22 protein-coding genes are annotated in these 26,968 nt (G+C 60.9%); 15 read left to right on the top strand and 7 right to left on the bottom strand.

From position 1 onward, the window contains the following. Positions 1–25: 25 nt before the first annotated feature. Entirely contained in the window at positions 26–850 is an 825-nt protein-coding gene (gene dapF / locus LXE91_RS25085) for a diaminopimelate epimerase (RefSeq protein WP_039340445.1), read from the bottom strand. 53 nt (positions 851–903) lie between these two features. Then, the gene (locus LXE91_RS25080; protein WP_135370693.1) at positions 904–1,104 is read right to left on the bottom strand and encodes a hypothetical protein; all 201 of its coding nucleotides are present in this window, start codon (positions 1,102–1,104) and stop codon (positions 904–906) included. Between the two features lie 73 nt (positions 1,105–1,177). Between LXE91_RS25080 and LXE91_RS25075 the strand changes: the two genes are divergently transcribed. From LXE91_RS25075 to LXE91_RS25065, 3 genes are all read left to right on the top strand, one after another. Beyond that, positions 1,178–2,668, top strand: a complete 1,491-nt coding sequence (locus tag LXE91_RS25075; protein ID WP_039340447.1) for an alanine/glycine:cation symporter family protein — start codon at positions 1,178–1,180, stop codon at positions 2,666–2,668. 596 nt (positions 2,669–3,264) lie between these two features. Then, complete coding sequence (locus tag LXE91_RS25070) at positions 3,265–5,538, top strand: LamG-like jellyroll fold domain-containing protein (protein WP_039340449.1); 2,274 nt, start codon at positions 3,265–3,267, stop codon at positions 5,536–5,538. A gap of 146 nt (positions 5,539–5,684) precedes the next feature. Then, positions 5,685–7,931 (top strand): WD40/YVTN/BNR-like repeat-containing protein, encoded by a 2,247-nt coding sequence (locus LXE91_RS25065; RefSeq protein ID WP_278068134.1) that lies wholly within the window; start codon positions 5,685–5,687, stop codon positions 7,929–7,931. A 386-nt stretch (positions 7,932–8,317) separates the two neighbouring features. Here LXE91_RS25065 and LXE91_RS25060 read toward each other — a convergent pair whose 3' ends face one another. The 5 genes from LXE91_RS25060 to LXE91_RS25040 form a co-directional block, all read right to left on the bottom strand. After that, the gene (locus LXE91_RS25060; RefSeq protein WP_039340452.1) at positions 8,318–8,905 is read right to left on the bottom strand and encodes a hypothetical protein; all 588 of its coding nucleotides are present in this window, start codon (positions 8,903–8,905) and stop codon (positions 8,318–8,320) included. A gap of 86 nt (positions 8,906–8,991) precedes the next feature. Then, the gene (locus LXE91_RS25055) at positions 8,992–9,417 is read right to left on the bottom strand and encodes a Cif family virulence factor (RefSeq protein WP_039340454.1); all 426 of its coding nucleotides are present in this window, start codon (positions 9,415–9,417) and stop codon (positions 8,992–8,994) included. A gap of 295 nt (positions 9,418–9,712) precedes the next feature. Continuing rightward, positions 9,713–10,759, bottom strand: a complete 1,047-nt coding sequence (locus tag LXE91_RS25050) for a heme-dependent oxidative N-demethylase family protein (RefSeq protein ID WP_039340456.1) — start codon at positions 10,757–10,759, stop codon at positions 9,713–9,715. A gap of 12 nt (positions 10,760–10,771) precedes the next feature. Next, the gene (locus tag LXE91_RS25045) at positions 10,772–11,737 is read right to left on the bottom strand and encodes a PDR/VanB family oxidoreductase (RefSeq protein WP_039340458.1); all 966 of its coding nucleotides are present in this window, start codon (positions 11,735–11,737) and stop codon (positions 10,772–10,774) included. Next, entirely contained in the window at positions 11,734–12,336 is a 603-nt protein-coding gene (locus LXE91_RS25040; protein WP_039340459.1) for a dimethylamine monooxygenase subunit DmmA family protein, read from the bottom strand. The genes LXE91_RS25045 and LXE91_RS25040 overlap by 4 nt, the downstream gene beginning before the upstream one ends. Here LXE91_RS25040 and LXE91_RS25035 point away from each other — a divergent pair. The 12 genes from LXE91_RS25035 (at position 12,335) to lhgO (ending at position 26,914) form a co-directional block, all read left to right on the top strand. Continuing rightward, entirely contained in the window at positions 12,335–12,493 is a 159-nt protein-coding gene (locus LXE91_RS25035) for a hypothetical protein (RefSeq protein WP_157644950.1), read from the top strand. The genes LXE91_RS25040 and LXE91_RS25035 overlap by 2 nt on opposite strands. A 102-nt stretch (positions 12,494–12,595) precedes the next feature. Continuing rightward, positions 12,596–13,774 (top strand): PAS domain-containing protein, encoded by a 1,179-nt coding sequence (locus LXE91_RS25030; RefSeq protein ID WP_158077513.1) that lies wholly within the window; start codon positions 12,596–12,598, stop codon positions 13,772–13,774. Beyond that, a complete protein-coding gene (locus LXE91_RS25025; RefSeq protein WP_052760157.1) occupies positions 13,761–15,218 on the top strand; it encodes a sigma-54 interaction domain-containing protein in 1,458 nt (485 codons plus the stop codon). Before LXE91_RS25030 ends, LXE91_RS25025 begins: the two co-directional genes overlap by 14 nt. A 191-nt stretch (positions 15,219–15,409) precedes the next feature. Then, positions 15,410–16,912 (top strand): aldehyde dehydrogenase, encoded by a 1,503-nt coding sequence (locus tag LXE91_RS25020; RefSeq protein ID WP_039340461.1) that lies wholly within the window; start codon positions 15,410–15,412, stop codon positions 16,910–16,912. 138 nt (positions 16,913–17,050) lie between these two features. Next, complete coding sequence (locus LXE91_RS25015; RefSeq protein ID WP_046196371.1) at positions 17,051–18,589, top strand: APC family permease; 1,539 nt, start codon at positions 17,051–17,053, stop codon at positions 18,587–18,589. 281 nt (positions 18,590–18,870) lie between these two features. Further along, positions 18,871–19,350, top strand: a complete 480-nt coding sequence (locus LXE91_RS25010) for a hypothetical protein (protein WP_039340463.1) — start codon at positions 18,871–18,873, stop codon at positions 19,348–19,350. Between the two features lie 76 nt (positions 19,351–19,426). After that, positions 19,427–20,734, top strand: a complete 1,308-nt coding sequence (gene gabT / locus LXE91_RS25005) for a 4-aminobutyrate--2-oxoglutarate transaminase (protein WP_039340465.1) — start codon at positions 19,427–19,429, stop codon at positions 20,732–20,734. 102 nt (positions 20,735–20,836) lie between these two features. Further along, on the top strand, positions 20,837–22,072 hold the full coding sequence (locus tag LXE91_RS25000) for a CaiB/BaiF CoA transferase family protein (RefSeq protein WP_039340467.1): 1,236 nt from the start codon (positions 20,837–20,839) through the stop codon (positions 22,070–22,072). Then, positions 22,069–23,496, top strand: a complete 1,428-nt coding sequence (locus tag LXE91_RS24995) for an aldehyde dehydrogenase family protein (protein WP_039340469.1) — start codon at positions 22,069–22,071, stop codon at positions 23,494–23,496. The genes LXE91_RS25000 and LXE91_RS24995 overlap by 4 nt, the downstream gene beginning before the upstream one ends. Positions 23,497–23,830: 334 nt before the next feature. After that, positions 23,831–24,634, top strand: a complete 804-nt coding sequence (locus tag LXE91_RS24990; RefSeq protein WP_046544077.1) for an HAD hydrolase-like protein — start codon at positions 23,831–23,833, stop codon at positions 24,632–24,634. 122 nt (positions 24,635–24,756) lie between these two features. Next, the gene (gene glaH / locus LXE91_RS24985; protein ID WP_046196378.1) at positions 24,757–25,701 is read left to right on the top strand and encodes a glutarate dioxygenase GlaH; all 945 of its coding nucleotides are present in this window, start codon (positions 24,757–24,759) and stop codon (positions 25,699–25,701) included. A 13-nt stretch (positions 25,702–25,714) separates the two neighbouring features. Next, positions 25,715–26,914: an L-2-hydroxyglutarate oxidase gene (gene lhgO, locus LXE91_RS24980; protein ID WP_039349503.1), complete on the top strand. Its 1,200-nt coding sequence runs from the start codon at positions 25,715–25,717 to the stop codon at positions 26,912–26,914. The last annotated feature ends 54 nt before the right edge of the window (positions 26,915–26,968 follow it).

Here is a 26,968-nt window from a genome sequence, read left to right as displayed (position 1 = left end):
GAGGCGCGTCCGCCGGCCCGGGCCGTCAGGCTCCGGGCGTCTGCTCGCCCAGCCAGTTTCCGCTGAACCCGAACGCGACCGGCCCGCTCAGAAGCACACTGCCGGCACCATCCCAACGCACCGTCACGTCGCCGCCGTCGCATTCGACGCGCACCGACGCATCCAGCAACCCGCGCCGGATGCCGTTGACGACCGCCCCGCACGAACATGATCCCGAACCGAGCGGCACGCCGCCGCCGCGCTCCCAGATGCGCAGGCGAATATGCGTGCGATCGATGACCTGAACGAAGTGCACGTTGGTTTTCTGCGGAAACAGCGGATGCGTTTCGATGGTCGGGCCGAGCGCCGCGACATCGATCGTGCGCAGATCGTCGACGAAGAACGTGCAATGCGGATTGCCCATGTTGCACGCGGCAGGGGCGCCGGGCAGCGGCAACGCGAGCGTGTCGAGTGCCTCCGCGAGCGGCACGTCCCGCCAGCCGGTGAGCGGCCGGCCCATCTCGACGGTGATCAGGCCGTTCGCCTCCGTCGAGCACTCGAGATACCCGCGGCGGGTTCGCAGCACGAGCGATGACAGGCCGGTTTCCCGCATCAGTTGCCACGCGACGCCGCGCGTTGCGCTGCCGCAGGTGTCGAGCGGCGAGCCGTCGGCGTTCCAGAACGCGACGCGGGCTGCTGCGTCGTCGCAGTCCGACACGACCGCGAGCTGATTGAAGCCGATGCCGCGCTTGCGGTCGCCCATGCGCCGCGCGAGGTTGCCATCGATCGCGTGCGCGTGATCCTGACCGCGCAGGTCGACGATCGCGAAGTCGTCGCCGTTCGCGTGCATCTTCCGAAATCCGATTGGCATGGCGGTTCCTGTATCGAGGCAGGCGACCACTGTACGGTGCGCGCCGGCCGGGATCAATGCCGTTCGGGCACGGCGGGGCGCAGCGCCGGAAGATTCGATCCGCCCGATGCACGGCGGGCTGCCCGATTGACGATCACGTCGTTGCGGCGCCGCCCGGACGCGTCACGCGCCGCTAGGGGGACACCCCGATTCCGAATGAAATCGTAAGACATGTAATATAAATGAAAGATAAATTCGGATTTGTCCGTAGTCATGACGCCCGCTCGCTCGCGTAACGGATCCGACCGTCCGCCCACGCGTCATTCGCACCTTCAACAGAAACGCCCCATGGAACAACTCGTCGATTCGCTCAACGGTGTCATCTGGAGCCCTGCGCTCATCTTTCTCTGTCTTGCCGCAGGGCTGTACTTTTCGCTGCGCACGCGTTTCGCGCAGGTTCGCCACTTCATCGAAATGCTGCGCCTGATGCGGGGCAGCAAGGCCTCGGCGGAAGGCGTGTCGTCGTTCCAGGCGCTGGCGATGTCGCTGTCGGGGCGCGTCGGCACGGGCAACATCGCGGGCGTCGCGACGGCCATCACGTTCGGCGGCCCTGGCGCGATGTTCTGGATGTGGCTCGTCGCGTTCCTCGGCGCGAGCACCGCGTTCGTCGAATCGACGCTGTCGCAGATCTACAAGGTGCGGCGCGAAGGGCAGTATCGCGGCGGCCCCGCGTATTACATCGAGAAGGGGCTCGGCATCCGCTGGTATGCGGTGGCGTTCGCGATCGCCACCGTGCTCGCGTGCGGGCTGCTGCTGCCGGGCGTGCAGGCGAACGGGATCTCGTCCGCGATCGAGAATTCCTTCGGCATCGCGAAGCCCGTCACCGGGGCGGTGCTCGTGCTGCTGCTCGGCATGATCATCTTCGGCGGTGTGAAGCGGATCGCGCGCGTCGCGGAGATCGTCGTGCCGTTCATGGCGCTCGGCTACATCCTGATCGCGTGGGTCGTGATCGCGCTCGACATCGAGCGTCTGCCGGGTGTCGTCAGGCTGGTATTCGAAAGTGCGTTCGGCGTCGAGGCCGGCTTCGGCGCGGTGCTCGGCATGGCGATCCAGTGGGGCGTGAAGCGGGGTGTCTATTCGAACGAAGCGGGGCAGGGCACGGGCCCGCACGCGTCGGCGGCCGCGGAAGTGACGCACCCGGCGCAGCAGGGGCTCGTGCAGGCGTTCTCGGTCTACGTCGATACGCTGTTCGTCTGTTCGGCGACGGGTTTCATGATCCTGATCACCGGCGCGTACAACGTGGTCGCGCCGGGCGGCCGCGCGCTGTTCTCGGGCGCGGCCGGCATCGAGGCCGGCCCCGGCTACACGCAGATGGCCGTCGAATCGGTGCTGCCGGGCTTCGGTGCGGCGTTCGTCGCGATGGCGCTGTTCTTCTTCGCGTTCACCACGATCCTCGCGTACTACTACATCGCGGAAACCAACGTCGCGTACCTGAGCCGTGCACGCAGCAGCGCCGCCGGCACGTTCGTGCTGCGTGCGGTGATCCTGCTCGCGACGCTGTACGGCGCGGTGAAGAGCGCGAGCGTCGCATGGGCGCTGGGCGACATCGGCGTCGGGTTGATGGCGTGGCTGAACATCGTCGCGATCCTGTTGCTGCAGAAGCCGGCGCTCAAGGCGCTGCGCGACTACGAGGCGCAGAAGCGCGCGGGACGCGAGCCGACGTTCGATCCGGCCGCGCTCGGCATCGCGAATGCGACGTTCTGGGAGAAGCCGGCGGCGGCAAGCGGCACGCGCGACGGCCGGGCGGAGCCGGTCGTGGCAGCCGAGCGGCAGTCGTAGCAACGCATCCCGTGGCGCTGCGCCGTCTGCGACGGCCGCGGCGCGCGACGCGGGATGCATTCGTTTCACACCAGCGGCCGGCACATCTGTTGCCGGCCGTTTTGCATCGTGCCGCACGGGCGGGCCGGCGCGTTTCCCGCTCCTTCCGATGGGTTGCATGAATCTGTGCTTGCCGTGACATGCGATCCCTCAGACCGTAGCGGCTCGCAGGAGCCTGCTGGTAATACGGCGAGGATGTGGGCGGGATCGCGGCCGCAGCCGTCAACGTCGAACTTCTGTTGGCAGGTGGGTCGTCGGATTCGAGGTGGCGTGCTCCGCCGTGAGCGCGCGATGGACAACAGATCATGCTCACGATCGACGTTGTCTTGTTCTACGGCGGCGCCCAGCCGCTTCGCGCAATCCTCAATCCGTGCATCACTGATGTGACACGTGCGTGTCATTGATGAATATGTTTTTTTTCGCTTGATTACATCCCTATCGTATTGGATAGAATGCTACGCGTTCCTGACGAATACGGAACGGTTCGTACATTTTGTTGCTTCGACCATAGCTAAAAAACTGGGGATCCAGACATGCGAGACAACGGAGCACCGACGATGCTACCCGAGGAAATCGTCCCACTCGGCGACATCGAAAATATTGCACGACGCCATTTCGTGACGGCGCTCGGCGCAACGCTTCTGGCCGGATGCGGCGGCGACGGAAGCAACGCGGTTACAGGCGGTGAGCGTGCATCGGCAAACGGCACCGGCCAGGCGTCCCGAGGTGCTCCAGCTTCGAATGGTATCGACGCAGGGGTGACGTCGGCAGGCACTGCCCAGACCCGCGCCTTCACGCATCCCGGTTTGCTGCATACCGAGGCGGATTTCGAACGCATGCGCGCTAAGGTCGGGGCTCACGCTTCCCCATGGATCGACAGCTGGAACGTGCTCGTCGCCAACGGTCACACGCGCCTCACGAACAAGCCGAACCCGCAGGTCGGCATCTATCGCGGCAATGATCCCACGCATGGCCAGAACTACGGCGCGCTCTACAACGACATCGCTGCCGCCTATGGCGACGCGCTGCGCTGGAAGGTGTCGGACGACACACGCTATGCCGACAAAGCCGTGGAGTATCTGGACCAATGGACCGCGAAGCTGACGACGCTTGGCGGCAGCGACGTGGCGCTCGCCGCCGGCATCTACGGTTACGAGTTCGCCAACGCAGCCGAAATCATGCGCGGCTACAGCGGCTGGAGTCCGGCCGGACTCGCGGCGTTCCAGGCCATGATGCGCAATGTCTTCTACCCGGTCAGTCACGCTTTCCTGACCCGTATCGACACCGCGATGGACACGCACTACTGGGCCAACTGGGGCCTGGCCAACATCGCGTGCATCCTGGCCATCGGCGTGCTGTGCGACGATGCCGAGCTGGTCAACGAGGCCGTCACCCATTTCAAGACCGGTGGCAGCAACGGCTGTATCCGGCAAGCCGTGTACTACCTGCACCCCGGCAACCTCGGGCAATGGCAGGAAGCCGGCCGTGACCAGGGCCACAGCACGCTCGGCATTGCTTTGACGGGCGCCATTTGCGAGATGGCGTGGAGTCAGGGCATCGACCTGTACGGCTATGACAACAATCGCTTTCTGGCGGGCGCGGAATACGTGGCCAAGGCCAACCTGAAGCAGGCGGACGGCGCGTTCTACACGGTGCCTTTCGTCACGTACCAGAACAGCGCCGGCGTTACCCAGACGCAGTTCTCCACCGGCGGGCAAGGCGACGCCCTGGGGCGGCCCTGCTGGGCGCTGGTGGCCAACCATTACATCAACCGCAAAGGTCTGGCGGCGCCCTACACCAAGCGCGCTGCCGAGCTTGTGGCACCGGAAGGCGGCGGCGGCAACTACGGCCCCAACAGTGGCGGATTCGACCAGCTTGGCTACGGCACGCTCACCTGTACGCTCGACCCCGGCACCCCTGCCGCAACGCCGACCGGCCTGACCGGCTACGCCGGCGCGGGCAAGGTGGTGCTGTCGTGGTGGGGCAGCAGTAACGCCGTCAGCTACAACGTCAAGCGCGCCACCATTGCCGGCGGACCGTACAGCACCATCCGGAGCGGTATCACCGATCTGCTGACCTTTACCGATATGCCCGCCGGTGCCGGCACGTATTTTTATGTCGTGACGGCGCAAACGATTGCGGGCGAATCGGCGCCCTCCAACGAAGTGAAAGTGATCACGGCGCAGCAGCTGCTCGCGCACCTCACGTTCGATGAAGGCAGCGGCGTCACGGCCGCCGATAGCTCGGGCAACGGGCGCAATGGCACGCTCAACGGCGCAACGTGGGCAGCGGGGCGCAGCGGCAACGCGGTTTCGCTCAACGGCTCGGGCGCGTATGTGGCGTTGCCCGGCGATCTGCTGGCCGATGTGTCGGACTTCACCATCGCCAGCTGGGTGTTCTGGAACGGCGCGCAAACGTGGGCACGCCTGTTCGACTTCGGCACGGGGTTCCACCGCTACATGATGTTCACGCCGCGCGCCCAGTTGCGCAACGGCTGGGCCGGCATGCGCTTCGCGATGACGGCCAACGGCCCAGGTGACGGCCCTCCGGAACAGATCATCGACGCCCCCACCGAGCTGCCGAGCAAGCGATGGGTGCATGTGGCCGTCACGCTATCGGGTTCGACCGGCACGATATACGTGGACGGCACGCCCGTCAGTACCAACACGGCGATGTTCCAGGCGCCGTTCCGCCTTGGCCCTACCACGCAGAACTGGCTGGGCAAATCGCAATACAGTGCCGACGCCACGTTCCACGGCCTGATCGACGATTTCCGTATCTATCGCGGTGCGCTCAGCGCTGCGCAGATTGCATCGCTCATGACGAATTGATCACGCAGGGCCCGACGACGGGCCCTGCGATGGACCTCTTTCATTAAGGACTTCTGATGACCATGTTTTCTCAACGATGGATTGCCGCTGCGGCGATTGCGTGTACGTTATGGGGCTGTGACGGCGGATCCGACAGCACGACAGGCGTGACCAATGCGGGTGCCAATGTCGCCGCCAATCGTAGTCAGATCGGCGGAAATGGCAGCGGCAGCAACCTGCCGGCGGCCAGCTGGACCAGCGTCAAGTGGGGTGGCGGCGGTTACGTTACCGGCCTGATCTACCATCCAGCCAACGCGGGCCTGCTGTACGCACGCACCGACGTTGGCGGCGCGTACCGCTGGAACGCGACCAACTCGACGTGGACGCCCATCACCGACGGCATCGGTTTCGGCTCGGGCGAGGGCGATTATCACGGCGTCGAAAGCCTTGCGCTCGACCCGAACAACGATCAGCTCGTCTACATGATGACCGGCATTACCGTGACGCAGGGTCACAACGGCCGCATCTACATCTCGAGCAACCGCGGCGACACCTGGACGCACTACGACCTGCCGTTCCCGGTGGGCGGCAACGACAACGGCCGCGCCACGGGCGAGCGCCTGCAGGTCGACCCGAACAATCCCTCGACGCTGTTCTACGGATCGCGCACGGCCGGCCTGTGGAAGAGTGCCGATTCGGGCCGCACCTGGACGCAGGTCACGGGTCTGTCCTCCACCACGATCAGCGGCGGCGGCTCCCCGATCGGCGTCGAACAGGTGATCTTCGATACGTCGGGCAAGGGTAGTGGCCAGCCGACCTGGATCATGTGGGCCACCGTCGCCCCGGACTACGCCAACGCGGCGGGTCTGACGTCGACCCTGTACAAATCCACCAACGGCGGCTTCTCGTGGACGCCGGTGCCCGTCCCGCCGACGGTGTCCGGCTACTACATCCCGCACGTCGTGCGCACGTCCGACGGCAACTTCTACGTGGTGTTCAACGCGGGCGTCGGCCAGGGCATCGGTGGTCCGAGCTATCTCTACGAGTTCGGCGGAAGTAACAACGGCAACTGGACGCTGCTCAACCGCTCCAACGGTAACGGCTTTGGCGGCCTGTCCGTCTCCGGTCTGGGCTCGTCCGCCCGCATCGCACTGGGCATGACGGGCTGGAGCGACACCAGCAAGACCATCCAGCTATCCGACGACGGCGGCAGTACGTGGCGCGAAATCGAGGCCGGCATGCCGCACACCGGCACTGCCTCGGGTGGCTGCGCCGGCTGGGTCGAGAGCGTCGCCATCGACCCGGCCAATCGCGATCACGTCATGCACGTCCACGGCGGCGGCATCTGTGAAACCATGAACGCCTCGTCGCCCACGCCAACCTGGCGCCCCAAGGTCGACAACCTCGAGGAAACCGTGACGCTGGCGCTCGTCACGGCGCCGCCCGGTGCGTCGTACAAGTTCATCAACAGCGCCGGCGACATCGGCACGTGGGTCAATACGGATCTCACGACGAGGCCGACGAAAGGCCCGTTGAACACGTGGAGCAGCGGCAATTCGGCCGACATGTCGTGGTCCGATCCGACGTACATCGCCGCCGCGGGCGTCGACAACGCCAACGGCCATGCCACCAAGGGCTTCTGGTCGGGCGACAGCGGCAATACCTGGGCGACGTTCGCGTCGCTGCCTGACGGCGCCGCGGCAAGCCAGAGCAACGTGGGCAACCTGGTCGTCCCGTCGCGCAACAACGTGACCTGGGCACCGCCCGACTCGGTGCCGTCGTACACGACAAACAATGGCGCCAGCTGGACATCGACCAACCTGCCGGCGTTCAGCGCCAAATGGAACGGCTTCCCGCGAGCCTACCGCCTGGCCGCGGACCGCAAGAACCCGAACAAGGTCTATGCCTACGACTCCGGCGGCGCACCGTGGAGCTGGCAGCGCGGCAAGATCTACGTCTCGAACGACGGCGGCCACACGTTCGCGCTGAGCCAGGGCTCCGTGAACGCGAACCTGGCCTGGAATGCGTGGGGGGATACGTCGATGGCGGTCAATCCGAACGCCGAGGGCGACCTCTGGCTGGCCGACGGCACGGCCGTGTACCACTCGGTGGACTCGGGGGCAACCTGGACGAAGCTCAGCGCCTTCGCGTCCACCAACGACACACCGGGCGCCACCGTGATCGCCTTGGGCAGGGCGCCGACCGGTTCGCCGTACTCGGCCGCAGTCTACGTGGAAGGCACATTGAACGGCGTCTGGGGCATTTACCATTCCGACGACGGTGGTGCAACGTGGGCGCGCTTCAACGATGACGCGCACCAATTCGGCGACTCCGGCGTGATGGCCGGCGACTGGAACACGTATGGCAGGATTTACGTCAACGGCGCCGCTCGCGGTCTGATCTACAGCAATTGAGGTTGATCGACCGTCAGGGGGCCATTCTCGACGTCTACGTCACGGCGCTTTGACCAAGGAGCATGGGTGCCCACCGATGAGGGAGGTGGGCACCTGTGGCTGACAAGGACGCTGGGTTGGCCTTTTGCCGCTACGGTACGATCGCCTGCTCAAACGCTGGTTTCGTACAACGCGCGACAGGGGCTGCCAGCGCTGCCCGGGAGTTGACACGGGTCTTTGCGGGTTATGGTCAGTGCCAGCTTTAATTCGCGACGTGTAACGTCACGAATTTCCGAGCGTTTCGCCCATCTTCGCCGGCGCCTAGCGGCGAAGTGACATTTTTACTTCGCAAACAGAGACAACTTTAATTGGGTCTACGATGACCGACAGCACGTCGAACTGGCGCTTCAGAGTATGAGATAGCCGCGAGCCAGGGTCCGCCTCAATGACGTTTCTCCGCGAGTCCTGGGTGCGCTCAGCGACGCGTCGCCGACGTGCACCCCCATTGCAAGCATGTCGAGTAGTGCTCGCAGTCTGCGTTGGCGGGACAGTATTTCCGAGAATGCAGCGTTCTCACGGAAGATGCGCGCTTGCAGTGCGCGAACAGTCGTTTCAGTTTGTTCTGCAACGGTCGCCAGCGTCCATCGGTCATGGGGATAGAGGAATATCTTCCGAGCGAGCGCCAGCGAGATCGAGGCCGTCCTGGTGTGGGTCGCGAGAGACAGGCCCTCCCAGTCCTTCGCCGTCATCGTCACGCCGCAATCGTGCTCGCAAAGAATGTGAACCACCGCCTCAGCTGCACCGCTGGCATCCGGTTCCAATTGATAATCGAAGCGGCGACTCACCGGAATCTGAATGCAACGTTGTCGTTGGCTCGGCACCAGATCGATACCTTCGACGTTCTGCAAACCTCGCGCGCATTTGATGAATATGTCGAATGGAAAGCTCAGCCCGTAAAGGTGTAGCGAGCGGGTGACCGAAAAGTCGAACTTCATCGTAGGCTAGCCCTGAAACATCGACCAAAGCGTGGAAGGAATTCCCGCGCGAATATCGCGCGGGTAAAGGTCATCGTTCCGACCGTTCAAACGCCGGCGACTGTACCTTTGAAACTCCCTTCAACGTACATCTGTCCTTTGCAGGTCCATTTGCCGTCAATGCGCTCCCAAACGTAGAGAACCTTGTACGGATGAACTTCCTTCTGGCCGTCCGTTGACACGAGTGTGACCTCCGCGAAGTCCCATCCGGCATCACCCACCCGGTGGGCCGAGACGGACTTGGCCTCAAAGGTGTATGCACCGACGAAGTCGGCGTAAAGCGTTTCGATCGCCTTCGCGCCGATGGCCGTCTCCTCTTCCGCACCGACGGACCATGCATCCGGCGTGAAGAATTCGTAGGCGACGGTACCTGCGTTGTTGGTCCCGAAACCGTTGGTCAGCACCGCGTAATTGGCGGCAATCGCTTGTTGAAACGCTTGGTCCAGTTGCTCTTCGGATTGCGCTTGCGACATGAATGTCTCCTTGGTTGAAAGTAACATCGGAAAAGAGCAAGAAAGTCGTCCAGCAGAGGGGCGGACGCGAGCACTCGAAGTCGTCGCTCGCGACCTTCGCAGTTCCACGTAAGGGTGCCGTGCGGGTGATGTAGCGCGAGGGTGCCCACAAAGACTTGAAGCCGCACACGGCTGAAATACGCCGCCGGAAATCAACCGCGGCGCTTGTTTACGCGGTCCGGATATCGCATCGGAATATTCGCTGCCGGGTATATGGGCAGGCGCCAAGAAACATGCGGCGCCTGCGCAAAGGCGCTTACTCCGGACCGTTTCCGGGAGAAGTCGGAGCGCCGTCGTCGAACTTCGACAGGTACTCAACCATCAAGTCGTGGTAAAGCGTAAAGCCCTTGTAGTCCCGGATTTCAGGGTTCAGGTCTCGCAAGACGCGGTGCATGCGACGGCCCCACTTCGGGATGGTGCACAGTTCTTCGAGGCTTGCGAAATACGTCCGCACGGGAAACACGATCGCGTTGCTCCGTGGCAGACGGTGCAGCGGCTGCAACTCGACGCGCATATTGACCTTCTTGCCCACGTCGTCGAGCGTGAGCTTCGCTCGGTCGGGGGCCCACTCCGGCAGCGTCTCTGCGGACGTCTCGAGGCGCGGGTTGACGGTAAAAGTCCAGTTGAGACGCCGCACCGGATGGCCGATACGCATGCGCTTGAGGAACTTGAGGCCCCGCTCGAGAATGCCGCTGTCGTGCAGCGACGAGATCGTCGGGCCGTGCCACTCCTTCCAGCTCATGCCAAGGTTGAAGCGCAATGAGTAATCGGCGCGTTCGGTCGCCATCGCGGCGGACCAATAGAGGGTATCGTCGCGGTCATCCACGACGATCCATTCACCTTGAGCCTGGCGAGTGATGTATTCCATCGGCTCATACGGCAGGGTTTTCGGGTCGCCGAAGGTGAAGGTGTCCTTGATGTTCAGCAGCTTGTTCTCCCACGTCCACTGCGAGCCGTCAATGCTCAAAGTGAAGTACTCCGGGTAGTCGGCCGCATACGACTCCATGATCAACTCGAGCAGATCCCACTGCGCTTGCATCATGTTGGGCAGCGCCTTGAAATGCTGCCCGGGACGCTCCTCCAATGCAATCGCGCGTTCCTTCATCTCCGCGACGTAATGCTCGTCGATGTCGAAGTTGGCGGCGTACACGGTACCGGGAACCTTGACGTGAGGCTCCAGATTCATCGTGTACTCGTACTTGTCCTCGAAGAACGGGAACGGCCAACGCTGGATACTTTCTTTGCTGTTCCGGAACGTGTAATCGTCGCGGAAGGTTTCGGTCGTGTTGAAGACGATAGACATGATTCGCTCCGGTTACAGGTCGAGGACAAGCTTCTTGCATTTGGCGCGGGACACGCAGGGCATCATCTTTCGATTGGATGCCTTGATGTCGTCGCTGAGCCAGATGTCTCGATGTTCAATTTCACCATCGAGTTCGAGCACGTCGGTTTCGCAGTGCCCACAGGCACCACCACGGCAGAGGTAGGGCATGTCGAGGCCGGCGCCCTCGATTGCCTCGAGCAGGCTGAGTTCGGGCGGGACCATGATCCGCTTGTTGGCCTTCTTCAGAAACGCCTCGAACGCGTCTCCAGTCGATGCTTCAACGAACTCTTCCCAGTGAATGTGGCTGTCCGCCCACCCGAGCGCGCGTGCGGAAGCGACAACCGCTTCAATCATCGGAGCCGGGCCGCAAATATAGACATCGGAGCCCAACGGCTGATTGCCGAGAATCGCGTCAAAGTCGATCTGAGCGTCAGCGCTGTCGTAGTAGAGCTCCGTGGACCCGATCTCGTCGCCCGCGATAAATTGCTTCATCCCGTTGTGGTCGGTGTTGCGGACCGCGTAGTGCAGTTCATAAGGGACCGAGCCGACCTGAAGGTCGTGAATCTGGGAGATGATGGGCGTGATGCCGACGCCGCCTGCAATAAAGATGTGCTTCAGCGACCGACGGTTAAGCGGGAAATTATTGGCCGGATGCGTGATGTGAAGCGTCATGCCGACGCGAACATCGTTGTGCATGGCAAGTGATCCACCGCGACCATTGTCTTGGCGACGAACGCCGATTCTGTACGACGTCGTGTCGAACGGCGTGCTCATCAGCGAGTACGGGTTGCGATAGATTTTTCCTTCGTCGGGAATCAGCACAACCACGTGACTTCCGCCTGAGAAGCCGGGAAGCGGCTTGCCGGAAGGGTCCTGAAGGGTGAATACCTTGATGAGCGGGGTGATGTCTTCAATTGCGGTGACAACAACCGGCAACGTACCTGCATGCGCGTTCATGTGTCGAGCTCCTCTGCCGCCGGCATGTTGCCGGTCTGTTCCGCGTCTGCCTTCACGCCCATGAATGCGGCCAGGCGACCCGAGTAATGATCGCGAACCACGAGGTCAAGGCCGCAGCCGGGGCACTTGAAAACACGATGCGTGACGTTCTCCGTGTAGGTATCGCAGTGAACACACCAGACACGGCGAACGTATGTGCCGCCGTGCTCGCGCAGCACCTCGTCGCTGTTCAGGTTGAACTTGTTTGCGACTTGCATCGCCGTACCGATGAAGCTCTCCGAACCGGCCAGATAAAGACGCAGTCCAGTCTTCGCCGTCGACAAATACGTTTCCAGGTAACCGACGAGTTCGGCGTTCGACTTGAAGAGCCTGAGGTTCTCCGTTTCGATGGCCTGAAGTTCCGCCGAGAAGTCCTTCCCCGAAAACGACTCGGTGGAATAGAAGACGACGATGTGCTCTGACTTGTCGGACAACTCGCCGAGCAAACGCAAGAGCGCTTGGCCCCCGCTTCCCTGACCCGCTATGACGTGGAGCGCACCGTTGGACATCGGTGCGAGGACGTCATACACCGGACGGCTTTTTATGCCGGTGATTAACATGGTTGAAGCCTCCTTGGACGTTCGTTCGATCCGTCGCCGCGTCGGCAGCCACATCAAGGCAGCCGCAGCAAACGAGTTCGCCCTACTGCAAAGCGAGACTCGTGCCAGCAGCCTGAACGCCTTGTCGCACATGGAGCGTCAGGGAAATCCCTACTAAAAAATAACTATCTCAATATTTTTGATCGATGCAAATTCGCAGCAACGAGCAACAAATGCGCATCAGTCCCGACGTCGGGACGGCGCTGTGATGGAGGTCCTCGTGCTGTCAAACATCCCGGTATTGGCGCTCACCATTGCGAGGTCGGGAGCGGTGCTCGACGCAAGCACGCTCCTGACGGAATGGTGCGGAAACGTCGGATCTCTCGTCGGCATGCCGACTGCCTCTCTCTTTACGGGGAATTCAATAGGTATCCTTGATAACTATCTGGCGCTCCAGACACTTGAAACAGTGACCGCAAACGAAGAGCTCGAGATGGTGCTGGAAGGTGTACCGACGCCAGTCAGTTCCCGGCTCGTCGGGACGCTTCATGACGGAGAACCGGCGTTGCAGATTTTCGCGGTCGAGAGTGTTGGAGGAAGGCAGCTTCTTGCGCAAGTTCAGAGTGGTGCCGAACTGCTGCGTGGTTACATCGAAACCACGAGCCAGCCCATGTGGTGCATCGAGTTCACTGAACCCGTCAATCTTCAGGAGAGCGAGCCGGAGATCATCCGGCAGGTGTTTTCCAACGAGTGTCACTGGTCGAACTGCAACGAAGCGATGTCGCGCTTCTACTCGCTGCCCGACGGCGTGGACATTAACGACCAACCCGTCCGAACCTACTTCCCTCGCAGCCCCCAGAACGAGGCATTTGTCCGCAATCTCATCCGGAATGACTTCAACGTCGATCGCAGCCTCACGATTGACCTGAAATATGACGGGTCGACGATGTATGTCGAGAACAACGTTCGAGGCAAGATTCAGGGCGGCTATCTCACCCGGATGTGGGGGACGCTGCAGGACCTTACCGACTTCAGAAACGAACGTGACAAGCTCGTACAGTCGGCAGAGACCGTCCAGCGCATTCTCAGCGCGATACCCGACGCGATCCTGGTCGCAAGCAGAAGCGGCACGATCACCGCGGTCAATCCCGCTTGCGAACGGCTCTTCAACAGTCCAGCGTCGAGCATCCTGCACGGCAGGATCGGTGATTTCATTTCGCTTGCCGATACCGACGTTGCACGCAAGTGGAGCAACGGCGAGACGCATCGCTGGCTCGACGTCGTGAAATTCTCGAACGGCGCCGTGATGGACTGTGATGTGCGAGTCGGCCCGGTGGGGGACGACCTATTTTCGGATTTCGTGTTTTCCATTCGTCCTGTCGCACCTGTCGCGCGCAGTTCCGGCCCGGCGCGGCGCGCCGTCACCGCTTCGAAGAGGTCCTCGAATGAAGTTCGCTGACATGTCCGAGCGGGACGAGACCGGTTGGTCGCATGACGAACTGCTGGAGTTTCTCGGCGACCCCCGATGGAGCACGATCTGCGACCTCTTGCCGGACGGGATGCTCATGATCGACCGTGGCGGCGTGACACGGTATGTGAATGCCGCGGGCGAAAGCATGAACGAGTTGCCTAGAGCCTCCATCGTGGGCCGGCCGCTGCTCGAGTTCGTCAACGAGTCATTCATACAATGCCCTGGTGTCCTGGAAGCGTTCAACAAGGGGGAGCGCTACCACGAGAACCTCGTCGATGGCACCGGCCGACGTCTCGTGATTACGGGCCGAGCCTTGCGTGACAGCAAGGGCGCCATGACCTGCTACATCATTCTGCAGCGTAACCTCGACGCGTTCACCAAGGGCGCCCCGTTGAATGCCGCGCATGGCGGCAAGGAGGCGAACCAGTCGCAATCCGAGCCGAGCCCGTTGATGGGTGTGACGGAAGATACGGCGAGATTGCTGACCGTTGGCCAGCGTGCGATCTCGATGGGAAGCCGCGTGCTGCTGCTGGGCGAGTCCGGTGTAGGCAAGACGGAATTTGCGAAGTTGCTGCACCGCCGCTCCGGCCGGGAAAGCTCGCCTTTCGTCCACGTGAACTGCGCGGGTATTCCCGAATCCTTGTTCGAGTCGGAAATGTTCGGCTATGAAAGTGGCTCCTTCACAGGTGCGCTTACGCGGGGTAAGCCGGGCCTGATCGAATCAGCCGACGGGGGAACGTTGTTTCTCGACGAGATTGGCGAGACGCCGTTGCAGTCGCAGGCGAAACTTCTGATGGTTCTTGAATCGGGCCTTGTGCAGCGGGTCGGCGCGATGCAACCGAGAAGGGTCAAGGTCAATGTGGTAGCGGCGACAAACCAGAATCTGCGTGAACTGGTGGAACAGGGCCGCTTCCGTCGGGACCTTTACTACCGGTTGTCGGTGGTCGTACTTTCATTGCCTCCACTTCGTCTGCAGCGCGACCTGATCGATCCTCTCGTGGAGCGTTTCCTTTCGTCAGTCAACCAGCGGCGCGAGACGCCGCTGCAGCTCACGAAGGAGTGTCGAGACAAGCTCCGGAAGTATGCATTTCCCGGCAACATTCGAGAGCTTCAGAACCTCATCGAATACCTGTCGGTGGCATGCGAAAGCACGGCAGGCGAAGAGGATCTGCCGCTCGAGGCATCCGCAAGCGGGCCGTTCGATGGTGGGGAGCCGCTTGGCATCGGCCAGAATGCATTGACTGTCGATATCGTCGATGAAAGCGAGACATCAGAGCTCAGTCTGAAAGCGCTGGTACGTCGCTACGAGAGCAAAGTCATCGAAGATGCCATCAGGCGCTGTGGCAGCAAACGCAAGGCCGCGGAGTTGCTTCAGACGGACATCGCCACCATCTCCAGAAAGAGCAGACCGTCCACCGCTGCAGAAGCATGATGCGCAAATGCATCGTTCGATACGACAGTGCATCAACCTATATTTCAGGAAGCTAACTAAACGCAGCAAACCCAATAGATACAAGGCTTCTCTCGCGCAGGCATGCAATTGGCACGGAAGGTGCATTAGTGTAGTCCGACTGGCGGTTCGTTCGGAGCACCAGCTAAAACATGTCTGAGGAGCATCAAGAAATGAGCGAAGAAGTCAAAGTGGTTGATTGGCATGCCAAGGCAAAAAGCCTCGATGTCCAGACGAAACTGTTCATCGACGGCCAGTTCGTCGATGCAGTCGATGGCGGCCGGTTTACCACGGTCAATCCGGCAACGGGCCTTGACCAGCACACGATGGTCCGCGGCAACGAGAAGGACATCGATCTCGCGGTGGCCGCGGCTCGCCGTACCTTCAAGGAAGGGGTTTGGTCGAGGATGGCGCCGCGCGACCGAATGGATGTGCTGTTCCGCCTGGCTCAACTCATCAACGAACATACCGAAGAATTCGCGTTGCTGGACTGCCTCGACATGGGCAAGCCCATCAGCGATCTTTTGAACGGCGACGTACCGTTCTCGGCCCACACGTTCCAGTACTTTGCCGAAGCAATCGACAAGATCGAAGGGGTTGTCACAAACACCGCGTCGAGCGCTTTCCACTTCATCTCCCGTGAGCCCATCGGTGTCGTCGGTGCGGTGACGCCGTGGAATTATCCGCTGATGATGGCAGCGTGGAAGGTCGCGCCGGCGCTGGCTGCGGGTAACTCGGTCGTCCTCAAGCCGGCTGAGCAATCGCCGACGAGCGCGCTCCTGCTCGCGCGTCTGTTCGTGGAAGCGGGCGGTCCGGCAGGCGTGTTCAACGTGGTGAACGGATTCGGCGAAGACGCGGGTAAAGCGCTCGCGTTGCACAAGGATGTCGACAAGATTTCCTTCACGGGGTCGACGGAAGTCGGCAAGCTGATGATGATCTACGCCGGCCAGTCCAACATGAAGCGGGTGACGACGGAGTGTGGCGGCAAGAGCCCGCAGATCGTGTTTGACGACGTAGCGGACATCGACACAGCCGTCCGATACGCCGCGAGCGGCATCTATGGCAACCAGGGCGAGGTTTGCAGCGCCGGCTCGCGCATCCTGGTGCAGCGCGGCATCTACGAGCAGTTCGTGAAGAAGTTCGTCGAACTGGCGCCGACGATGTTCAAGCCGGGCGACCCGCTCGATCCCGGCACGACCATGGGCCCGTTGGTGACGAAAGAACAGCACAAGCGCGTGTCGTCATACATCGACATCGGGCAGAGCGAAGGGGGTGTTCTCGCGCTGGCGGGTCAGATTCCGGCGGAGCTTCGCGCTGGCAACTTCGTGGCGCCGACGCTCTTCACCGATGTGAATCGCAATATGCGCATTGCGAACGAGGAAATCTTCGGACCCGTTGCAGCCATCATGCCGTTCGACAGCGAGGAGGAAGCGGTCGATATCGCAAACTCGTCCATTTATGGGCTGGCTGCCGGTATCTGGACATCGAATGTCACCCGCGCCCACCGCGTGGCGCGCAACGTCGAATCGGGAATCGTCTGGGTGAATTGTTATGACCACGGCGACATGACGCAGCCTTGGGGTGGCTTCAAGCAGTCGGGGCAGGGGCGCGACAAGTGCTTCGAAACCATTCTTGCTCACACACAGAGCAAGTCCGTTTGGCTCAATTTGGAGTGAAACCGCGTTGTTGGAGGAAGTCGGCGCATGACCGCGCCGACCCGGTTGGCAAACGGGCGCAACACCGTGCATAGCGGTGTTTGCGCCCGCCCCAAACGCCGTTTCGCCTGAATTTTCCATCTGAAGGTAGGAGACAACATGTCCTTCTCTGACCCCCGCTCTGCCGACGACGACTCGGCGCAACTCGCAGCGTTGGGCTACACATCGAGCTTCGACCGCTCGATGGGCCTGTGGCAAAACTTTGCGCTCGGCTTTACCTATCTTTCTCCCGTCGTGGGCGCGTACACGCTGTTCACGTTCGGCATGACGACGGGCGGGCCTCCATTCATCTGGTCCTATCTGATTGCGGCAATCGGCCAGATGTTTGTTTGCCTGATTTTTGGCGAGGTCGTGTCGCAATTCCCGATTGCCGGCGGACTTTATCCGTGGACGCGACGGCTGGTGGGCGCGCGCTGGGCATGGATGAGCGGTTGGGTTTATATGTGGGCTTTGATTACAACCGTGGCCGCTGTCCCTGTTGGCGGTGCGCCGTTCTTTGCCTATCTGCTCGGGTTCGACGTCACACCGAAGACGACGACTATCATCGCCATCGTACTTTTGCTCGGGTCGACGCTCATCAACCTGCTCGGCACGAAGACGCTGGCACGCATTGCGATGTTCGGTTTCATCTGCGAGGTGCTGGGCGCGTTGCTCGTCAGTGGTTACCTGCTCCTGTTCGGCCGCCTGCAGCCGCTTCACGTCATCTTCGAGACGTTCAGCTTCAGTGCAGGTGGTTCGTATCTGCCCGCCTTCCTTGCCGCGGCGTTGGTTGGCATGTTCTGTTGCTATGGCTTCGAAGCATGCGGCGACCTTGCAGAAGAAACACCGAACCCGGGCAAGGCGATTCCGCGCGCGATGCGGATGACGATTTACATCGGTATCCCCGTCACGATCTACGCGTGCCTTGGCCTCATCCTTGCGGTACCCGACCTGCAGGCTGCCATCTCGGGCAAGGACGCGGACCCGATCAACACCATCCTTACGCATGCTTTCGGCTCGATTGGCGCACGCGTGGTCTACGGGATCGTGCTGATCTCTCACGTGTCGTGCATTCTCAGCCTTCAGGCCGCCGTCAGTCGGCTGGTTTATGCCTACGCTCGTGACAAGATGATCATTTGCAGCGGCTTCCTCTCCCGCATCTCGCCGCGGACCCACGTCCCGGCCGCGGCGCTGGTGGTTGCCGGTGTCGTGTCCGCGTTCATCGACTGCATCGGGTTCTTCGTCCAGGATGCGCTGAACATTATCGTCAGCTTTGCGGCGGTCGGCATTTACGTCGCGTTCCAGATGGTGGTGCTCGGTGCGATGTTCGCCCGCGTGCGCGGCTGGCGCCCGGCCGGTCAGTTCTCGATGGGTAATCTGGGATGGCTGGTCAACATCCTTGCGCTCGCCTATGGAATCGGCGCTGTCGTCAATATTCTCTGGCCGCGTACGCCGACGGCTCCGTGGTACATGAACTACTCCATGCTGCTGACCCTGGTGGTGGTGGTCATCTCCGGGCTGCTCTATCTCTTCATCGGCAAGCCGCACCGCAAGAGTGATGCTCCGGCCGGAGACGCGCATTTGCTCACCAGGCAACGGCGGTTTGCGTCTGACGGAGCTGGCTCGTTTCAAGAAGTGACGGTGTCGCGCAACCTCTGACGAATGGTTTTGGGACGCTCCGAGCCCCGAAACCATCCAAACCAAACGATCCAATTGCGAGCATCTAGAGTGCTGATGTAGTACTCGTGAGTAAATGGAGGGTGAAATGCGATACAAACAGTTGTTCGCGGGGCTGCGCCACTTTGTGGCAGAAGTGTTTGTGCTGTGCTTTGCATTTCGCACGGGAATCTGACCTTTGGTCCGGGCGGCCCCTCGTTGAAAGGGGCCGCTCCAAGCTGGACTTCTGCGTTCCACGTTCAAAGACTATTTGAAGGTCAAACATGAAAATCGGTGTGATGTTGTTCGGCTGCAGTGTCCTGCTCGCATCTGCGGTCGCGTCAGCTGAGCCAGTGATCTTGTCGAGTGGCTGGACAGCGGATTTTTCGCCGAGCATCGCGGAAGGCGCGAATCGCTCGACCGCGGTGTTTCAACTGCGTGGCAGCTACAGGGTAAGTCTGCCGTCAAAGGGCGATGTTTTTTTCGACACCACGTGTGTCGGAATCGAGACTGATACGACGGTGGGCAAGGACGTGACGGCGAAAGGCACCGGCCGCTGCGAGATGAAGGACAAGGACGGTGACAAGCTTCTGAGCGCCATCGATACCGTATACGACGGCATCACGTTCACGCTTCAGGGAGGCACCGGAAAGTGGAAGGCTGCAACGGGCCAGCTCGTCTCAAGAGAAGTGTTTACCAGCCAGGCGGATACCCGCTGGACTGGGTTCGGTAGTGGAAAGGGCGAAATTACCGTCTCGAAATAACGACCGAGCCGTCGTCCCGGTTTGATTTTTGAATTGTGATGACCACCCGGTCGTCCCGTATCAACAGGAGTGAAAGATGTCGAATAACGAGCAAACGAACAAGGCTTTGATGGCGCGACGCGCTCGCGCCGTTCCCCAGGGCATTGGGAATGCTCATCCCGTATTCGCGGAACGCGCGGAGAATGGGGAAATCTGGGACGTCGAAGGCAAGCGGTATATCGATTTCTGTGCCGGTATCGCTGTTCTCAATACGGGACATCGACACCCGAAGGTATCGGCAGCGGTTGCGAAGCAAGCCGAAAAATTCTCCCACACGTGTTTTCAAGTCGTGGCCTACGAATCGTACGTCGAGCTGGCGGAACGGCTTTCGGAGCTTGCCCCCGGCCAATTTCCGAAGAAGGCCTTCTTCATGACGACCGGTGCCGAAGCGGTCGAAAACGCCGTCAAAGTCGCCCGTTACTACACGAAGCGCTCGGCCGTCATTTCGTTTGACGGTGCTTTCCACGGCCGTACGTTCATGGCGATGGCCCTGACAGGCAAGGTTGCGCCCTATAAGGCCGGTTTCGGCCCGATGTCGGCAGAGGTCTATCAAGCGCCGTTTCCGTCGGAGCTGCATGGCGTCTCGGTCGACGATGCCATCTACGGGCTCGAACGGTTGTTCAAATACACGGTGGACCCACAGCGCGTTGCTGCAATCATCGTGGAGCCGGTCCAGGGTGAAGGTGGTTACACGCCCGCGCCGACCGAATTCCTCAAGCGACTGCGGAACATCTGTGACACGTACGGCATCGTCTTCATCGCGGATGAAATCCAGACCGGTGTTGGCCGGACCGGACGGATGTTCGCGATGGAGCACTCCGGCGTCGTGCCGGACCTGACCACGATGGCCAAGGGACTGGGCGGCGGCATGACGATCTCGGCCGTCGTTGGCCGCGCCGACGTGCTGGATTCGATTCCTCCCGGCGGGTTGGGAAGCACGTACGCGGGCCACCCGATGGCCTGTGTCGCGTCCCTCGCGGTTCTCGACGTCATGGAGGAGGAATCCCTCTGCGCGCGAAGCGAGGCGATCGGCGAGCGTCTGCGTTCCCGCTTCAACGGCCTGCGTGCCCATGTCCCTGAAATCGCCGACGTACGCGGTCTCGGCGCCATGACAGGGATTGAATTCATGAAAAATGGGCAGCCGGCTCCCGACATCGTGACGAGTCTGAAGGCCGAAGCACAAAAGGAAGGGCTTCTCCTGTTGACGTGCGGATCGTACGGCAACGTCTTGCGCATCATGCTCCCCCTGACGGCTTCGAACGCGCTCATCGATGAGGGCATGGACATCATCGAGGGCATCCTCCTCAAGTTGACGGCCGGCGCCGGCGTCGTACAGCTGGCCTGAACGTGTCGGCATACGGGTAAGCGTCGCTCGCTTATCCGTGCCGGAAATGGGCGCGGCTTCGGTTCGCGCCTTTCTTCAATGCTTCTCTAGCCGGGCTGATCGATGAGTTCCGCATTGTCCGACGTAAAGGTGCTCGATTTGTCGCGAGTACTCGCTGGCCCTTGGGCCACGCAGATTCTTGCCGACCTCGGTGCCGACGTGATCAAGGTCGAGCGTCCGGCGCTTGGCGACGAGACGCGTGCATGGGGCCCTCCATACCTGAGAGACCGCGACGGGAATACGACCTCGGAGTCGGCATATTTTCTCGCTGCCAATCGCAACAAGCGTTCGCTCGCCATTGACATCGCGACCGCCGCAGGCCAGAAAATCATCCGGGACCTCGTCGCGAAATCCGATGTTCTTGTCGAGAACTTCAAGACCGGCGGCCTGGTGCAGTATGGGCTGGACTATGACAGCCTGAGAGAACTGAATCCTCGCCTGATCTACTGCTCGGTGACGGGGTACGGGCAATCGGGTCCGTACGCTAATCGCCCGGGGTACGACTTCGCGATCCAGGCGATGGGCGGATTGATGAGCATTACCGGCGTGCCAGACGGTCAGCCGGGTGCCGGACCGCAGAAGGTAGGTGTGGCACTGACCGACGTCATGACAGGCATCTACGCGAGTTCGGCCATCCTCGCGGCCCTTCATCATCGGACGGTGACGGGTGTAGGCCAGCGGATCGACCTGTCCCTTCTGGACGTGCAACTCGCCACGTTGGCCAATCAGGCGTCGAACTTTCTCACGACCGGGATTTCGCCCGTCCGATTGGGCAATGCCCATCCGAACATCGTTCCGTATCAAGACTTCGAGACGTCGGACGGGCGAATCGTAATCGCGGTCGGGAACGATGAACAGTTCAAGGCGCTGTGCAGGACGATCGGTTGCGAAGGGCTGCCGAATGAGGAGCGCTTCGCGACCAATCGCAGACGCGTCGAGTTCAGAACGGTGCTTATCCCGCTCCTTCGCGAGCAAATCAAGCTTTGGCGCAATGCAGAGTTGCTGGCTGCCCTCGAGGCGGCTGGCGTTCCTTGCAGCCCGGTCAACGACATCGGCCAGGCGTTCCAGGACCCGCATGTATCGGTGCGGGGGGCGGTCGTTGAACAGCCGCACCCATTGGCCGGGATTGTGCGTACGGTGGCAAGTCCGATTCGGATGAGCGAAACACCGGTTGACTACAGGAATCCGCCACCACTCCTGGGGCAGCACACCAGAGAGATACTCGAAGGTGTGCTGGGCCTGTCGAACGACGTCATTGAGCAACTTCAGAAACAACGCGTGATCAAGGTACTCAAATGAAAACGAGCTACATCGGTGGGCAATGGCGTCCCGGTTCGGACGGTTACCGAAACATCAACCCGTCCGATACATCTGACGTGGTCGACGAATTCTCACAGGCGGACGAGAGCCTGGCTCTCGAGGCAATCGACGCCGCGTACCAGGCGTTCACTACCGGGCAAGTACTCGGCGTGCAAGCTCGCGCTGATGCACTGGATCGCGTGGGCACTGAGCTCCTCGCCCGGAAAGAAGAGCTGGGCGAGCTGCTTTCACGGGAGGAAGGAAAAACCCGTGCGGAAGGTATCGGTGAAGTGGCGCGCGCCGGCCAGATCTTCAAATTTTTCGCGGGCGAAGTCCTTCGCGTACGGGGTGAACACCTCGAATCTGTCAGACCCGGCTTGAGCGTCGACATCACCCGTGAGCCAGTCGGCGTCGTCGGGATCATCGCGCCGTGGAACTTCCCGATTGCCATCCCGGCGTGGAAGATTGCGCCGGCACTCGCTTATGGCAACTGTGTGGTGTTCAAGCCGGCAGAACTGGTGCCATCGTCCGCGTGGGCATTGAGCGAAATCATCAGTCGCGCCGGGTTTCCGGCGGGCGTTTTCAACCTCGTTATCGGCCGTGGCAGCGTCGTAGGGAAGGCGCTCCTCGAGAGTCCGAAGGTTCATGCGATCAGTTTCACCGGCTCCACCGGGACTGGCGCGCGGGTCATGGCAACGGCCGGCGCACGCTTTGCAAAGTTGCAACTCGAGATGGGCGGAAAGAACCCGTTGCTCGTGACGGATGACGCGGACATGGAGACGGCACTCACCTGTGCTATCCAGGGATCCTTTTACTCTACCGGCCAGCGATGCACGGCATCGAGCCGAATCATCGTCACGCACGGCATCTATTCCAGATTCCGCGACGCGCTCGTCGAGCGGCTTTCGCACTTGCGCGTCGGTCACGCGCTCTCTGCCGACACGCACATTGGGCCGGTGGTCGATTCCGAGCAGTTGCAGACCGACCTGGAATACATCCGAATCGGACGGGAAGAAGGTGCGACGCTTGCGTTTGGCGGAGAGCGTATCAAGCGCGACACGGACGGATTTTTCCTCTCGCCGGCACTCTTCGCGGACGTGACCAGCGGAATGCGTATCGCCCGCGAAGAAATATTCGGCCCGGTAGCATGCCTCATCCCGGCACGAGATTTCGACGACGCGCTCCAGATAGCCAATGATACGGAATTCGGGTTATCGGCAGGCATTTGTACGACGTCGCTCCAATACGCCACACGCTTCAAGCGCGAAGCGCAGGCCGGCATGGTGATGGTCAACGTTCCCACCGCCGGGGTCGATTATCACGTCCCTTTCGGCGGGCGCAAGGGCTCGAGCTACGGCTCGCGGGAGCAAGGCAGCTACGCAGCGGAGTTCTTCACTACCGTGAAGACCGCTTATAACGGTTAGGCCCGGCTGGGTTCGTCCAGTCCATCCGTGAATGGCTTTGGCGGCACCGAATCTTCGGTGCCGTTTTTTTTGTTTCCATCAGCGTCTGATTCATTTTTGTGATGCTTGTAGTGCAGCAAATTGCAGGAATGAATCACGCGTGTGGCTTGTCAATTCAAAAACTGGCTGTCAAGCCTTGAGCGGTCATTCGCCGTAGTGCTTGGCACGAAACGTGTATCAATGAGTCCACGAAATCCTGGTCGTTAGTTCGCTTCCCCGAAAGTGGTTCGACCGCCTACCAGCCTGTGGCAAGACGCAGATGCTCGTTTTGGACACTTCTCATTCGAGGTGACACGTGTCGACTGAAGTATTGATTTTCAGCCTTGATGGCGCATTGGCAGACACAGATTCATTGCACCTGCTGGCATTCAACACCGCTTTTGCTCGTGTCGGGCTCAGCTTGCGATGGACGCCCGAGGTCTATCAGCGCTTGCTGTCCGTGAGCAGTCGCCCTCAGCTTCCCGCCTGCTATCAAGAGCAGGTCGAAGCGGACTGGTCAGATGATTTGCTCGGGAGCATCGAGGCGGAACGGGTAGAAGCATTCAACCGACTCCTCAAGGAGCGAGGTCTGGCGTTCCGGCCGGGTGTCGCGCGCGTGCTTCAGCAGGCGGAACAGGGCGGCTATCGCATCGCAGTAGTCAGCTGCCAAACGCCGAGCTCGGTATCGATGGCACTGGAATCACTATTGGGCAGTAACTGGACGTCGACCATCTGCGCCGTTGCCTCGGGAGACGGTACGCGATTCAGTGAGGTCACCAGCGGTATGTATCAGCGTCTGCTTCACACGCTTGAGTTGCCCGCGAGTACAGCCGTCGCGCTGGCCGCGACAACCATTGGTGTTCAGGCCGCGTCGGCGGTCGGTATCTGGACGGTTGCGCTACCGAGTTTCTGGACTGAGAGCCAGGACTTCTCGGCTGCTCAAATGTTGCTGCCGCACTTGGGCGATGAAGCGCGACCGTTGCTTAACGTCGTCGGAATCAAGGAGCTCAACGCGGGCGTATTGACTGTTCGTGCTATCTCACGGATTCGGCAGCGAATCGGGCCGTCCGGTCGCACGCAGCTGACGGTGCCACTGCGCTCCTCAGTCCGCCGCGCGTAAGGCAAACGGATGAACAAATCAGTTTTTCTGAATTGAATCGCTCCCGAATCGAATTGAGAGCCACCCAAGTCAAAACTAGAATGGTTCATATCCGCACCACATCTGCGAAGGAGAGGCGAAAAATGGACGCTGCACAAGTGACTGAAATTAGGAATCCGTATGGATTGGCAAGAAGGGAGCGATTCCACGTCGGACAGAATCCGCATCATGCACGCATTCGCCACATTGAAATCGATCAGGAGGTTCTCGATCGATTCTTTGAGCAAACACGCGGAATCAACAGCCAGAATCTCGAGTATGTGCCGTATATGCGGTTCGTCCTCGCAGGCAAGCTGGAGGCGATGCTCGGGAAGGCCTTCACCGACACCGTGCGGAGCATCCTGCGCGACCGCGCTTCCGGCGGGCTGACCATCGGTGTGCAAGGCGCGACGAGCGACTCGGACGACTACGTGAAGTTCGGCACCGCCATGGCTCATCTTGTCGGGCCAGCCAACCATGACTCGATGTCGGGTACCTACTACGCTCGCTTCCTGGTGAAAGATACGGATAACAGCGATTCCTACCTGCGTCAGGCATATCGCCTGTTCACGCTGCACACCGACGGAACTTTCGTCGATGAGCCGACTGACTGGCTGCTCATGATGAAGTTCAGTGAACAGAACGCTGTCGGGGGCGAGTCCCGCCTGCTCCATCTGGACGATTGGGAGCAGTTGGGCCAGTTCGTCAATCACCCGCTGGCCTCTTACAAGTTCACGTACAAGTCACCGCCCAGCAAAAATGTGGGGCAGCAAGTCGAGCGGCGTACGTTCTTCAATGTCGACGGCAAGCCGGGCATCTGCTTCATCGATCAATTCGCCAATCCGGAGTCGATCGACCACGCGTACTACCTGCAAAGCCTGTCCGAGTCGATGGAAGCGTCAAAGGGAACGGCTGCGATCCCGCTTCCCGTTGGCGACCTTGTGATGTTGAACAACCTGTTCTGGCTTCATGGCCGGGCGCCTTTCGAAAAGAACCCGGGACTGCACCGCGAGCTGATGCGCATTCGCGGGGAATTCACGCAACTGTGAGGCGTTAGACGTTATGAAGCGGCTATATGACTTTGCCATTGTCGGCGGAGGTATCGTTGGACTTTCGACCGGGATGGCGCTCACAAAGCGGTTCCCCGGCAAGAAGATTATCGTCATCGAAAAAGAGAGCGCCCTCGCTGAACACCAGACTGGTCACAACAGCGGTGTAATCCACTCAGGTATCTACTACAAACCAGGGAGCTTCAAGGCGAAGTTCGCGCGCGCCGGTAGCGAGTCGATGGTCCGCTTCTGCGAGGAGCATGCGATTGAACACGAAATCTGCGGGAAAGTGATTGTTGCTACCAAGCCGGAGGAACTTCCGCTGCTTGAGAATCTGTACAAACGCGGGCTCGAGAACGGCCTTGCCATCGAAAAGATCGGGCCGGACCGGTTGAAAGAGATCGAACCCCACGTCGCGGGCTTGCAAGCGATTCGAGTACCTGCCGCCGGCATCGTGAACTACAAACAGGTTTGCCAGATGTACGGCCGAATCATCACCCTGGGCGGAGGCGAAATCAGCCTGGGTGAGCGGGTCCTGGCGATTCGCAAGAACGCATCGAACGTCGAGATTGAAACACGTCAAGGGGTTGTCCAGACGAAGTTCGTCATCAACTGTGCCGGCCTTCACTCGGATCGCGTCGCGAGGATGGACAACGTCGCCGACGACTTGAAGATCGTGCCGTTTCGGGGCGAGTATTACGAGATTCGACCCGAACGCCGACATCTCGTGAAGCACCTCATCTACCCGGTGCCGAACCCGAATTTTCCGTTTCTCGGGGTTCACTACACCCGGATGATCGGTGGTCACGTTGAAGCGGGGCCCAATGCGGTGCTGGCCTTCAAGCGCGAGGGTTACCGCAAGCGGGACTTCAGCCTTCGAGACCTTGGCGAAGTCTTGATGTACCCGGGCTTCTGGAAGCTGTCGTCGAGGTACTGGCGGGAAGGACTCGAGGAAATGCAGCGCTCAGTGAGCAAGGCGGCTTTCGTCAAGAGCCTGCAGCAACTTATTCCCGAGATTCACGAAAGAGACCTCGTGGCTGCGCCTGCCGGCGTCCGCGCACAAGCGCTGAAGGCTGACGGCAGTCTCGTGGACGACTTTCATCTCATTCCGGGCGACCGATCCATTCATGTTTGCAACGCTCCGTCTCCCGCGGCAACGGCGTCGATCGAGATTGGAGAACATATCGCCCGCGCTATCGGCCTTGCCGGTTGAGGCGACGGAAGCGTGCATCAGATGATATTTCGGACGGAGGGGGGGCTCTGGCGG

Origin of the sequence: Burkholderia contaminans (assembly GCF_029633825.1) — a bacterium.
Taxonomy (GTDB): domain Bacteria; phylum Pseudomonadota; class Gammaproteobacteria; order Burkholderiales; family Burkholderiaceae; genus Burkholderia; species Burkholderia contaminans.
This window is presented reverse-complemented; position numbering and strand designations above follow the sequence as displayed.